The sequence below is a fragment of the Olleya sp. YS genome (assembly GCF_029760915.1).
Taxonomy (GTDB): Bacteria; Bacteroidota; Bacteroidia; order Flavobacteriales; family Flavobacteriaceae; genus Olleya.
The window spans coordinates 1,515,401-1,528,897 of the sequence record NZ_CP121685.1 but is presented as its reverse complement, the minus strand read 5'-3'; the positions used below and the strand labels follow the sequence as shown (position 1 = coordinate 1,528,897).

Annotated in this window: 12 protein-coding genes; 9 read left to right on the top strand and 3 right to left on the bottom strand. The window is 32.5% G+C overall.

What is annotated here, in order from left to right; genetic code table 11:
* The first annotated feature begins 21 nt into the window (after positions 1-21).
* Positions 22-567, top strand: coding sequence for an alpha-ketoglutarate decarboxylase (locus Ollyesu_RS06930; RefSeq protein WP_279300511.1), 546 nt, complete (start codon positions 22-24; stop codon positions 565-567).
* Here Ollyesu_RS06930 and Ollyesu_RS06925 read toward each other — a convergent pair.
* Positions 564-914, bottom strand: coding sequence for a hypothetical protein (locus tag Ollyesu_RS06925; protein WP_279300510.1), 351 nt, complete (start codon positions 912-914; stop codon positions 564-566). The two genes, Ollyesu_RS06930 and Ollyesu_RS06925, sit on opposite strands and share 4 nt — an antisense overlap.
* A complete protein-coding gene (locus tag Ollyesu_RS06920) occupies positions 914-1,888 on the bottom strand; it encodes a polyprenyl synthetase family protein (RefSeq protein ID WP_279300509.1) in 975 nt (324 codons plus the stop codon). The genes Ollyesu_RS06925 and Ollyesu_RS06920 overlap by 1 nt, the downstream gene beginning before the upstream one ends.
* 128 nt (positions 1,889-2,016) lie before the next feature.
* Between Ollyesu_RS06920 and Ollyesu_RS06915 the strand changes: the two genes are divergently transcribed.
* The 7 genes from Ollyesu_RS06915 to Ollyesu_RS06885 all read left to right on the top strand — a co-directional run bounded on the left by Ollyesu_RS06915 (position 2,017) and on the right by Ollyesu_RS06885 (position 12,624).
* Positions 2,017-2,622 carry a TetR/AcrR family transcriptional regulator gene (locus Ollyesu_RS06915; protein WP_279300508.1) on the top strand — a complete coding sequence of 202 codons (606 nt, stop codon included), beginning with the start codon at positions 2,017-2,019 and terminating at the stop codon, positions 2,620-2,622.
* Between the two features lie 36 nt (positions 2,623-2,658).
* Positions 2,659-3,972: a TolC family protein gene (locus tag Ollyesu_RS06910; protein WP_279300507.1), complete on the top strand. Its 1,314-nt coding sequence runs from the start codon at positions 2,659-2,661 to the stop codon at positions 3,970-3,972.
* 11 nt (positions 3,973-3,983) lie between these two features.
* Positions 3,984-5,159: an efflux RND transporter periplasmic adaptor subunit gene (locus Ollyesu_RS06905; protein ID WP_279300506.1), complete on the top strand. Its 1,176-nt coding sequence runs from the start codon at positions 3,984-3,986 to the stop codon at positions 5,157-5,159.
* Positions 5,159-8,695 carry an efflux RND transporter permease subunit gene (locus Ollyesu_RS06900; RefSeq protein WP_279300505.1) on the top strand — a complete coding sequence of 1,179 codons (3,537 nt, stop codon included), beginning with the start codon at positions 5,159-5,161 and terminating at the stop codon, positions 8,693-8,695. The genes Ollyesu_RS06905 and Ollyesu_RS06900 overlap by 1 nt, the downstream gene beginning before the upstream one ends.
* Before the next feature lie 97 nt (positions 8,696-8,792).
* Positions 8,793-10,541 carry an aspartate--tRNA ligase gene (gene aspS / locus Ollyesu_RS06895; protein WP_279300504.1) on the top strand — a complete coding sequence of 583 codons (1,749 nt, stop codon included), beginning with the start codon at positions 8,793-8,795 and terminating at the stop codon, positions 10,539-10,541.
* Between the two features lie 52 nt (positions 10,542-10,593).
* Positions 10,594-12,375, top strand: coding sequence for a chloride channel protein (locus Ollyesu_RS06890; RefSeq protein WP_279300503.1), 1,782 nt, complete (start codon positions 10,594-10,596; stop codon positions 12,373-12,375).
* 9 nt (positions 12,376-12,384) lie between these two features.
* Positions 12,385-12,624 carry a hypothetical protein gene (locus tag Ollyesu_RS06885; RefSeq protein WP_279300502.1) on the top strand — a complete coding sequence of 80 codons (240 nt, stop codon included), beginning with the start codon at positions 12,385-12,387 and terminating at the stop codon, positions 12,622-12,624.
* Here the strand turns inward: Ollyesu_RS06885 and Ollyesu_RS06880 are convergent.
* Positions 12,621-13,070 carry a nucleoside deaminase gene (locus Ollyesu_RS06880; protein WP_279300501.1) on the bottom strand — a complete coding sequence of 150 codons (450 nt, stop codon included), beginning with the start codon at positions 13,068-13,070 and terminating at the stop codon, positions 12,621-12,623. The two genes, Ollyesu_RS06885 and Ollyesu_RS06880, sit on opposite strands and share 4 nt — an antisense overlap.
* Positions 13,071-13,131: 61 nt before the next feature.
* Between Ollyesu_RS06880 and Ollyesu_RS06875 the strand changes: the two genes are divergently transcribed.
* Positions 13,132-13,464 (top strand): hypothetical protein, encoded by a 333-nt coding sequence (locus Ollyesu_RS06875; protein ID WP_279300500.1) that lies wholly within the window; start codon positions 13,132-13,134, stop codon positions 13,462-13,464.
* Positions 13,465-13,497 lie beyond the last annotated feature (33 nt).

Genomic DNA, 13,497 nt, shown 5'->3' with positions numbered 1-13,497 from the left:
AAAATATCTAAATTAATTATTATGAAAATTAGCTTTAATAAAAGTCTAAAAATTATCACTTTATCAATAGTTGCTTGTTTTTTTATTACTTCAACAATTGCTCAAGATAATTCACCCAAGCAAAACAGCGATTTTTGGGAAAATGTACGTTTTGGTGGTGGTTTAGGCTTAAGTACAGGGAATAATTTTTTTAGTGCAACTCTGGCTCCTAGTGCTATATATCAATTTGATAATACATTTGCTTTAGGTGTTGGTTTAAACGGAACATATAACCGAAGTAAAAACGTTTTTAAATCTACTATCTTAGGTGGTAGTGTCATGTCTTTTTTTAATCCTATTCAAGACATACAATTATCTGCCGAGTTTGAGCAACTCAATGTAAATCAAAAATTTGAAGGGAGTTTTTCTAGTAATCCTGATAGAAATTATTGGGTACCTGCTTTATTTATTGGTGCTGGTTACAGAACAAATAATGTAACTGTTGGTATACGATACGACTTACTTTACGATGACACCAAGAGTGTTTATGCTAATGCTTGGGTCCCATTTGTTAGGGTTTTCTTTTAAGAATATTTATGCTTAAACCACACTTTTTGCCACTCGCGTTTTAAAATTAAAAAAGCGACTTGTTCTGACATTGCTAAGGTGTCGGTTCCATCCAATGCTTTTATTTGATGCTCTGATACATCAATGATGTAAAGTAGATTCAGATATTCTGAGAATTTGTCTTGTATAAGTTTGTAAACGGTTTCATGAAGCAGAAACTTTAAACTTGAAGGTAAAATATCTTCATCAAAATCTAAGTCAATATTGGCATACAAAAAATCTTTATTAAGCTGCCTTACTAATTTTTTATACAAATCAAGTGTATTGGCTTCTTTAATTAAATCTTCAAATGTAGATGGTACATTCATTATACTTTTCTGGTCATTAAACCCATACCAAATTCACGAAGTATATCCTTTTTAGCTTCAGAAATACTTAAGTTTTCCAAAACTTTAAAGGCTTTATTTGTATAATCTTCTATGGCTTGTTGTGTAGCTTCGGCAGAACCAGAGTTTATAAAAAACTGCTTTACTGTATCAATTTTATCAGAATTATCTTCCAAATTAACCGTAAATAATTGTTCTAATTGGCGTTTTTCTTTGTCGTTTAAAAATTCTAACGCTCTTAAATATAGGTAGGTTTTTTTATTTTCGATAATATCTCCACCAACCTGTTTACCAAAAGTCTTTGGATCACCAAAAGCATCCAAGTAATCATCCTGTAACTGAAAAGCTATGCCTAATAATCGTCCAAATTGATACATGCTATTTTGATCATCTATTTTAGCTTTAGCTACAATTGCTCCCATTTTCATTGCAGCACCAACCAAAACCGCTGTCTTAAACTCAATCATTTTTAGATACTCTGGGATTGTCACATCATCTCTAGTTTCAAAATCTACATCGTATTGTTGACCTTCACATACCTCTAAAGCGGTTTTGCTAAATAGCTTAGCTAAGGCTTGAAAAGTATTTGGCTCGTAATTTTCAAACAGTTGATATGCCATAATTAACATAGCATCTCCAGATAAAATTCCTGTATTTACATCCCATTTTTCGTGTACCGTTTGCTGACCTCTACGTAAAGGTGCATCATCCATAATATCATCATGCACTAAAGAAAAATTATGAAATACTTCCACACTTAAAGCAGCATTTAAAGCTGTTTGATAGTTTGTTTCAAAGATTTCGGCAGTCATTAAAGTTAACACTGGACGTAAACGCTTTCCTCCTAATTCTAAGATATAATGTATAGGATTATATAAGTTTTTGGGCTCTTTGTTCGAGGAATACTGTTTTAAATAATCTGTAACTACAGATTGATAAAATGAAATGTTTTGCATCCAACAAAAATAAAGCAAATAGTGTTAACAAACTATATACTTATAAAAGAGCAATGTTAAAAAAACATTAAAACTTAGGAAACTTTTATTGTTTTTAAAGTTTCCTAGTGTACATTTGTAAAGTAATTATGAGAGAAAAAATAATAAATAAAGCAACAGAACTGTTTTTAAACCTTGGATTTAAAAGTGTTACAATGGATGATATAGCTACAGAAATGGCTATTTCTAAAAAGACCATTTACGTGCATTTTAAAAATAAAACTAAGTTAGTAGAAGCGGTTACTTTTCATCTTTTTGATACTATTTGCGATGGTATTGATTGTATTTGTAATACGTCTAAAAATCCTATTGAGGAGTTATATGCCATAAAAATGTTTGTGATGCAACATTTAAATAACGAAAAAACATCACCTCAATATCAACTTAAAAAATACTATCCACAGATACACGATGTACTTAAATTTAAACAATTTGAAAAAATGCATGATTCAGTTAGAGATAGCTTAAAACATGGCGTTGATACTGATGTGTTTAGAAACACAATTGACATAGATTTTATCTCACGCATGTATTTTACTGGTATGACTGGTATAAAAGACAATATGTTTTTTCCGCCAGAACAGTACAACATGGACTATTTAATGGAAAGCTATTTAGAGTATCATTTACGTGCTATAGTTACTGAAAAAGGAATGAAAATATTAAACAATTTTATAAAACAAAACCAATCATAACAACCAATGAAACATTTTTCATTACTCTTATTTTTAATGCTCGGTTCATTTTTGTTTGCACAAGAACAACCACTATCGTTTAGCTTGCAAGAAGCAATTGATTATGCATTAGAAAACAATAGACAAGCAAAAAATGCATCCAGAACTATTGATGCAGCTAAACAACAAAAATGGGAAACCACAGCTACTGGTTTACCCCAAATTAATGCCGAAATTAACTACCAAAATTTCTTAAAACAGCAAGTATCAGTAATTCCCGCAGAATTTTTTGGAGGTAATCAAGGTGAATTTGCAGAAGTCATTTTTGGTACCAAACAAAATGCGACTGCTACTGCAACTTTAAGCCAACTTTTATTTGATGGTTCATATTTAGTAGGTTTACAATCTGCAAAAGTGTTTTTAGAAATTTCTAAAAATGCTAAAGAAAAAACAGATTTAGAGGTTAGACAAGCTGTTATTAATGCTTATGGTAACGTTTTACTTATTGAAGAAAACATTCTAATATTAGAACGTAACAAAACCGTTTTACAAAAAAACTTAGACGAAGTAACCAAAATCTATGAAAATGGTTTCGAAGAACTGGAAAGCGTAGAACAACTACAAATCACATTATCCAATGTAAACAGTCAACTAAACAATGTTAAACGTCTTAAAACTATAGCTTATCAAATGCTAAGTGTGGTATTAGGATTAGATTTTAATTCTTCAATCATTCTTACTGACAGTTTAGAAACATTAACTGTAAAAAACATCATTTTAGATACAACTGATGATAGTACAGACGTCAAAAATACAATAGATTTCAGAATTGCAGAAAACGATAAAAAAGCCAAAGAGCTAATGGTTAAACTTGAAAAAAGCAAAGCGTTACCTAGCCTAAGTGCTTTTATTAATGGTGGCTATAGCGCTTTTGATAACCAGTTTGTATTTTTTGACAATAATACCAAATGGTTCGGATCATCTTTAGTTGGTGTTAATTTAAGTGTGCCAATTTTTAGTTCTGGGATGCGAAGTGCTTCTACGCAACGTGCTAAAATTAATTTAGAAATCGCAGAAGAAAACTTAACAGACACAGAGCAAATGCTTAATCTTCAGATAGAAACTGCAAAAAGTGATTTTAAATTTGCAATTGAAGAATACGAGAACAAAAAACTAAACTTAAACTTAGCCGAACGAATAGAACAAAAAAATCAAACTAAATTTTTTGAAGGTGTAGGCTCTAGTTTTGAATTAAGACAAGCTCAAACGCAACTTTACAGCGCACAACAAGAATTTTTACAAGCTATGCTTAATGTTATAAATACCAAAGCAGCTCTAGAAACCATTACAAATAAAACTACCAACTTTTAATCCATTTTAAAATGAAAAACATATATAAACTTATTGCACTATCGCTTATAATATCCTCATGTTCAGGCAACAAGGAGCAATCCATAGAAGATTTAATTGCTACTGGAGATGCTAAAGTTATCCAATCGAAAAAAGAAGAATTAGTAACAAAACAACAAGAGATTGCTAATCAGATTAAGCAATTAGATGAAAAGCTAGAAGACATAAATCCAGACAGAAATGTACCATTAATAACAACAATTACATCTAAAGCTGAAACTTTTCAGCATTATCTAGAGCTTCAAGGAGGTGTTGAAACCAAACAAAACTTAGTCATCACACCAGAAATGGGTGGAATACTACAACGTGTATATGTAAAAGAAGGTCAAAAAGTAAGTAGAGGACAATTATTAGCCACTGTTGATGATGGTGGTATGGGACAACAAAAAGCACAATTACAAATTCAAGCAGATTTAGCCAAAACTACTTTTGAGCGTCAAAAGCGTTTATGGGATCAAAAAATAGGTAGCGAAATACAATATTTACAAGCAAAATCACAGTACGAGGCCTTACAAAAAGGAATTAATCAGATTGACCAACAATTAGCAAAAGCTAATGTTAGAGCACCTTTTTCTGGAGTTATTGACGACGTTATCACAGAACAAGGTAGTGTAGTTGCTCCTGGACAAACCCCTTTAATGCGTATTGTTAACTTAAGCGATATGTATATAGAAACAGACGTTCCAGAGCGTTACATAACAGATATTACAGAAGGTAAAGATGTTATGGTTGAGTTTCCTGTATTAGGAAAAACCTTAAATGCAAAAGTTAGACAAACAGGAAATTTTATTAATCCTGCTAATCGTACATTTAAAATTGAAATAGCTGTACCAAATAAGGATAAAAGTATTAAACCTAATCTAACCGCTAGGCTAAAAATTAACGACTACACCAATGAGGAAGCCATCTTAATTCCGCAAAGCGTTATCTCAGAAAACGCAAATGGAGAACAATACATCTATATCTTAAAAGATAAAAAAGAAGACAAAGCTGTTGCAGAACAAATTATTATTGAAACTGGTAAAACACAAGGTGATAACATTGAAATTATTTCTGGTCTAAAACCAGATATGGAGATCATTAAGGAAGGTGCAAGAAGTGTTAAAGATGAACAGACAGTCAAAATAACCAACAAAACAATTGACTAATGATTAAGAAAAAACACAAAAAGAAAGTCGATAAAGAATTTGGTTTATCCACTTGGGCAATTAACAATAAAACCACAATGTATGTGGCTATTATTTTAATTTTATTTTTAGGTAGTTCGGCTTATTTTAGTATGCCTAGAGAGAGTTTTCCAGAAATAAAAGAAACCAAAATTTATGTTAGCTCTTTATTTCCCGGAAATACTGCAGAAGATATCGAAAAACTGATTACGGATCCTATTGAAGATAAACTGAAAAATGTTAGTAATGTAAAAGAAATAACATCAACCTCTCAGGAAGACTTTTCTATGGTTATTGTAGAGTTTGATGAAGGCATCACTGTGGAGGCTGCAAAGCAAAAGGTTAAAGATGAAATTGATTCTGAAACCTCTAGTGAAGATTGGCCAACCTTTAACAATGCTAAAGTAGAACCTAATATTTTTGAATTGAGTATGTCTGAAGAAATACCAATTCTAAATATTAATATTTCTGGTGATTACCCAGTTGAAAGATTAAAAGAATTTGGAGAATACCTTGAAGACGAAATCGAAGATTTAGACGAAATTAAAAAGGTAGATATTCGTGGAGCTCAAGAAAAAGAAGTCGAAGTTGCAGTAGACATCTTTAAAATGATGGCATCTAAGGTAAATTTTCAAGATGTTATTAGCGCAATTGGTAATGGTAACACAACAATGTCTGCTGGTAATTTTATTACAAGTGGACAACGTCGTACCATTAGAATTTTGGGCGAAATTGATCAGCCTGAAGATTTAGAAAATTTTGTGGTTAAGTCAGAAAACAATAATCCAATCTATTTAAAAGACATTGCTACAATCACATTTAAACCCAAAGACAAAACAACTTACGCCAGAGAGTTTAATCCTGAAACAGGAAAAGGCGAACCAGTAGTAATGCTAGATGTTAAAAAACGATCTGGTAAAAATATGGTAACTGCTGCAGAAAAAGTAGAAGATATCGTCGCAAAAGCAAAAGCAGAAGTATTCCCTACCAATCTTAAAATCACGATCACTAACGATCAGTCCTCAAAAACTATTGGACAAGTTGACGATTTAGTAAACAATATCATTTTTGGTATTATACTAGTCGTAACAGTTCTAATGTTCTTTTTAGGATTTAAAAACGCCTTATTTGTTGGTTTTGCAATTCCGATGTCTATGTTTATGTCATTAATGATATTAGATGCTTTCGGATACACTATGAATACTATGATTTTGTTTGGGTTAATTATGGGTCTTGGTATGCTAGTAGACAATGGTATTGTAGTTGTAGAAAACGTTTATCGTTTAATGGATGAAGAAGGCATGTCGCGTAAAGAAGCTGCTAAAAAAGGAATTGGAGAGATCGCTTTCCCAATTATAATTTCTACAGCTACTACAGTTGCTGCTTTTATTCCGTTAGGATTATGGCCAGGATTAATGGGACAATTTATGATTTATTTTCCTATAACATTATCTGTTGTTTTAGGGTCTTCTTTAATTGTTGCTATCTTTTTTAATTCAGTTTTAGTCTCTCAATTTATGACAACTGAAGACAAGGATATGCCTTTAAACAGAATTATCATGATATCTTCCATAATTGGAGGTATTGGTCTAATTATAGCCATTTTTGGTGGTGATTATAGAGGTTTAGGAACTGTTATGGTATTTACAGCTATACTACTTTGGGTATACCGATTAATACTAAGAAAAGCAGCAAATAATTTTCAAAATAAAACGCTGGTAAGGCTTGAGAATTTTTATGAAAACTCACTTTCATCTGCATTAAAAGGTTGGAGACCTCAACTTATTACTATTGGAACAATCATCTTATTATTTGTTGCATTTGGTGTATTTGGAGCATCTGTTGCCACCCAACGTACTAAAATCGAATTTTTCCCAGATAACAAACCTAACCAGATTATAGTCTATATAGAATATCCTCAAGGTACAGATATTGACAAAACAAATACGATTACTAAGGAGATAGAACAAAAAGTATTTAGCATACTAAACGATCCAGAATATGTAGAAAATGGTAAAAACTTTTTAGTAGAAAGCGCAGTATCTCAAGTTGGTGAAGGTGCTGGAAACCCTCAAACAGATGGTGGTTCTTCAGATAAAATGCCTCATAAAGGAAAGATTACTGCGTCTATGACAGAGTATAAATTCCGAAAAGGAAAAGATAGTGAAGTGCTTCGTCAAAAAGTACAAGAAAGCTTAACTGGTTTATATCCTGGTGTGTTAATATCTGTAGAAAAAGATGCAAATGGACCACCAATTGGAGCACCAATAAATATTGAAATTGAAGGTGACGACTACAACACCCTAATAAATCTTGCAGAAGATATGCGAGAGTATATTAATTCTAAAAACATTGCTGCAATAGACGAGCTTAAAATAGATGTCAACAAAGACAAACCTGCAATGCAAGTAATTGTTGACCGTGAAAAAGCAGGAGAATTAGGCGTTAGCACAGGACAAGTTGGACAACAATTACGTAACTCGTTATTTGGTGCAAAAGCAGGAGTTTACAAAGAAGATGGAGATGACTACGATATCTACGTTAGATTTAATGAAGATTTACGCTACAATCAAAGTGCACTATTTAATCAGAAAATTATCTTTAGGGATATGGCGTCTGGGCAAATTAAAGAAATACCTGTGTCTACAGTTGCAAAACAAAAAAACAACTCTGGATTTAGTGCTATTAAACATAAACAAACCAAGCGTGTGGTAACCGTTTATTCTGGATTAGCACCTGGATATGTTGATGCTGGAGCTGTTGTGAATCAGATTAAAAACGAAATGAAAAATTTTGCCGAGTTACCAAAAGGAGTCAAATTTGATTACACAGGACAAATTGAAGAACAAAACAAAGAGCAAGCATTCTTAATGGGAGCATTCTTTACTGGTTTAGGATTAATTTTCTTAATCTTAATCTTTCAATTTAATTCGTTATCAAAACCTACCATCATTATGTTAGCCATCTTTTTAAGTTTAATTGGAGTATTTGGTGGTATAGTAATTACTGGAGCTTCTTTTGTGATTTTAATGACCATGATGGGAATTATATCACTTGCAGGAATAGTAGTAAACAACGGAGTGGTTCTTTTAGACTATGCCCAATTATTGATAGACAGAAAGAAAAACGATTTAGATTTAGATGTCGAAGACTATCTTCCAAAAGAAGAATTATTAGCACAAATTATAAAAGCTGGAAAAGCACGTTTACGTCCTGTATTATTAACTGCAATTACAACTATATTAGGTTTAATACCGTTAGCTATTGGATTAAACATTAATTTCTTTTCTCTATTTAGTGAGTTTGATGCAAATATTTACATGGGTGGAGATAATGTAATTTTCTGGGGACCATTAGCATGGACCGTAATTTATGGTTTATTTGTCGCTACCTTCTTGACACTAATTGTTGTCCCAGTATTATTTTACCTAGCCATGCAATTAAAGATGTGGATGCGTAAAAAGTTTTCTAAAGTTGAAAACATTTTAGAAGAAGACAAATTAATCGCTGCAGAATAATAATTAAAAGCCTCAATTAACATTGAGGCTTTTTTTATGCTGTTAAAAAATGGCAGTCAAAATATAAATATTAAATTTGCACTTCTAAAAATAGATTATGTACAGAAGTCATACTTGTGGAGAGCTAAGAGCGTCACACATCAATACAGAAGTTACCCTTTCAGGTTGGGTTCAAAAATCAAGAGATAAAGGATTTATGATTTGGGTCGATCTTCGTGATCGTTACGGAATTACTCAACTTATTTTTGACGAAGAACGCACACCAAAAGCTATGATGGAACAAGCACAAAAGCTTGGTCGTGAGTTTGTCATTCAAATTAAAGGAACTGTTATTGAGCGTGAATCTAAAAACAAAAATATCCCAACAGGAGAGGTTGAAGTTTTAGTTAAAGAACTAACTGTTTTGAACCAAGCGTTATTACCTCCTTTTACTATTGAAGATGATACCGATGGTGGTGAAGAATTACGTATGAAATATCGTTATTTAGATATTAGACGTAATCCAGTAAAAAATAATCTCATTTTTAGAGCAAAAGTGACTCAAGAGGTTAGAAACTTCTTATCTAATGAAGGGTTTATAGAAGTAGAGACACCTTACTTAATCAAATCGACACCAGAAGGTGCAAGAGATTTTGTAGTTCCTTCTCGTATGAACGAAGGTCAATTTTATGCCTTACCACAATCACCACAAACCTTTAAGCAATTGCTAATGGTTGGTGGTATGGATAAATACTTTCAGATTGTTAAGTGTTTTAGAGATGAAGATTTACGTGCAGACAGACAGCCAGAATTTACACAAATAGACTGCGAAATGGCATTTGTAGAGCAAGAAGACATCTTAAATATTTTTGAAGGCTTGACACGTCATTTACTTAAAGAAGTTAATGGAGTTGAAGTCGAAAAATTCCCAAGAATGTTATATGACGATGCGATGCGTTTATACGGAAACGATAAACCAGACATCAGATTTGGAATGGAGTTTGGCGAGCTAAACGAGGTGGCACAACACAAAGATTTTGGGGTATTTAATAATGCCGAATTAGTTGTTGGTATTGCAGTTCCTGGCGGAAATACATATACCAGAAAAGAAATTGATAAATTAATAGACTGGGTAAAACGTCCACAAGTTGGCGCTTTAGGTATGGTTTATTGTCGTGTTAATGATGATGGCACCTACAAATCTTCTGTAGATAAGTTTTACGATCAAGACGATTTAGCAAAATGGGCAGAAGTTACTGGTGCTAAACCTGGTGACTTAATTTGTGTATTATCTGGAGACACTAATAAAGTACGTGTACAACTTAGTGCATTACGCATGGAATTGGCAGAGCGTTTAGGCTTACGTGACCCTAAAGTATTTGCACCAATATGGGTAATGGATTTCCCATTATTAGAACTTGACGAAGAGACAGGACATTACCATGCGATGCACCATCCATTTACCTCTCCAAAACCAGGTCAGATTGAATTACTAGACACAAGACCAGGAGAAGTAAAAGCTAATGCTTACGATTTAGTTCTTAACGGAAATGAAATAGGTGGTGGATCTATACGTATACACGATAAAGCAACACAAGCTATTATGTTGAAACATTTAGGGTTTAGTGAAGCAGAAGCCAGAGCGCAATTTGGATTTTTAATGGATGCGTTTGAGTATGGTGCGCCTCCACATGGTGGATTAGCGTTTGGATTAGACAGATTAGTTGCCATACTTGGTGGACAAGAAACTATTAGAGACTTTATTGCTTTCCCAAAAAATAATTCTGGACGTGATGTTATGATTGACGCTCCTGCGCCAATTGATGATGAACAATTAAAAGAATTAAATTTAAAATTAGATTTATAATCATAACAACAAAAATCCTGCAAATTGCAGGATTTTTTGGTACATTTAATTTATGCCTAAACAACCACTTCTAAAACGGTTTTTTATTTGGAGATTAAAACACATCTCTGAAAAAAACTTCACTTACATGTTAAGTGGACTTGTTGGTTTATTGGCTGGTTTAGCTGCAGTAACATTAAGAAATATAACCTTTACTATAGAAGGTACTTTAGACAATTTAGCAGTGTTTTCTAAAAACCAAGTCTATTTTATACTTCCAGTTATTGGGTTGTTTTTGGTATACTTATTTGTAAAATATATCACTAAAAAAAATGTGGAGCATGCTATTCCTTCTATTTTATTTAAGCTTTCAAAACGTAGCGGATTAATAGAACGTTCTAAAATTTACATTCCGTTAATCACAGCACCATTAACGGTTGGTTTTGGTGGATCTGTTGGATTGCTTGGACCAGCTGTTGCTTCAGGATCTGCTATAAGTTCAAATTTAGGCAAGCTATTTCATGTTAATCAACAAACCAGAACCTTATTAATAGGCTGTGCTGCTGCTGGAGCGATATCATCAATATTTAAATCGCCTATTGCCGCCATCATTTTTGCAGTAGAAGTGTTTAGTTTAGATTTAACTTTTGCGTCGTTATTACCATTATTAATAGCTTCGGTATCTTCTGTATTAACCTCCTATTTCTTTTTAGGTGACGACTTATTATTCAACTTTAATTTTTCGGATAAGTTTGAAATTAAAGACACTTTATTTTATGTTGTTTTAGGTATTGGAACTGGCTTTGCATCTATATATTTTACTAAAATGTACTTTTTCATTTTAAAGTTTTTTGAACGTTTTAGATCGCGACTCATCAAACTAATTATTGGTGGTTTAGCAATTGGTGTGATGTTATATTTTATTCCGCCACTTTATGGTGAAGGTTTTGGGTTTATTAATAGTCTGTTAGCTGGTGACCATTTAACTGCTTTGGGCACAACACCTTTTGACCATTTAAAAGATAATATTTGGGTGATTATTGGATTACTTATTGGGATTACAATTTTTAAAGCCATAGCAATGACCACAACCTTTGCTGCTGGAGGAGCTGGTGGGATTTTTATTCCTACCATGGTAATGGGTAGCGCTTTAGGTAACGTGGTTGCTAAAATTATTAATAATTTGGGTTTAGGTTTTAATGTCTCCGAAACTAATTTCACATTAATTGGTATGGCTGGTTTAATTGCTGGTGTACTTCATGCACCTTTAACTGCTATTTTCTTAATCGCTGAAATTACTGGTGGTTACGAATTGTTTATACCCTTAATGATTGCAGTGTCTATGTCATTCATTATAAAAAAGAATGCTATAGATTTTACTATTTACACTAAAGAATTAGCTCTAAAAGGTGAATTACTAACGCATAATAAAGATCAAAGTGTACTGACTTTAATGTCTTTAGATAGTGTGATTGAAACTAATTTTATAAAATTAAAACCAACGATGACTCTTGGTGATATGTTACATAAAGGTGTAGCAAAATCAACACGAAATTTATTTCCAGTAGTTAATGAAGATAAAGCGCTTGTAGGTATTATTTTGTTAGATGATGTCAGAGAAATCATGTTTAACCAATTGCTTTACGATACAACTTTTGTAAGCGATTTAATGCATAACCCACCAGATATTATTGATTACAAAAATGATTCTATGAAAGCTGTGATGACAAAATTTCAAGATTCAAATGCTTGGAATTTACCAGTTATAAAAGACGATAAGTATATTGGATTTGTATCCAAATCTAAATTACTAACAGCATACAGAAGACAATTAATTAATTATACTACAACTTAAATTTATACTATGAGATATATTATTGTACTTGCTTTTATTGCATCAGTAACCAGTATAATTTGCGGTTATACTTTAGAGGTTGACTATTCCCAAAAACTAATTGGCTTTGGTGTTGTAGGTTTATTTTTTGTTGTTATTCCTTTATTTTCTTATCACAGATGGAAAAATAGAGATGCTAAAGAGTATATGCTAACTAAAGAAAAGCTAGAAGAGATGCGTCAAAAAGAAGGCGATACGCGTAAGCTTTAATTTAAATTACGTTTTTCTATAAAAAATCGCTTCAATAATTTAGAGGCCTCCTCTTCTAAAACGCCACCTTCAATAGTTGTCTTTGGATGTAAAGTAGTTTTTAAATTAATGCAACCACGTGCTTCATCTCTTGCTGCATAAACAATCTTAGAAATCTGACTCCAATACAACGCTCCAGCACACATTTGGCAAGGCTCTAAAGTCACGTATAGCGTACAATCTTTTAGATATTTTCCACCTAAAAAATTAGCAGCAGCAGTTATAGCTTGCATCTCGGCATGCGCAGTAACGTCATTTAGTAATTCGGTTAAATTGTGTGCTCTGGCAATAATTCTATCTTGGATAACAATTACAGCTCCTACTGGGATTTCACCTTTATCAAAAGCTTCTTCAGCCTCTTGAAGTGCTTTTTGCATAAAGTATTTGTCGTCGTATGGATTTATCATAATCTCAAACATACAAATAAAAAGGAAAATCATATATTTGATTTTCACTAAAAAATAAAAAATGAAAACCAAAATACTTTTTACAGCAATTGCTTTAGTATTACTTTCTTGTAATGAATCAACAGAAGAGGATGCAGCAAAACGCTTCTGTGATTGTGCTGGTGACTTTACAACAGTAATTACTAAAATGAAAGAAAACCCTGAAAAGATGGATATGGAAGCATACAATAAAGCCCTAACAGAATTTAAAGACTGTGCTGATCCAGGTGGTGAACTTAAAAAAAAGGAAGACGCTATGTCACCTGAAGATCGTAAAGCCTATGCCGAAAGAATGCAAAGTCTAGTAAATACATCTTGTCCAGATATTGTAGAAGCAATGGGAATGGATAAATAGTTAACGCTTTATAAGTTCTAATTTTAATATTAA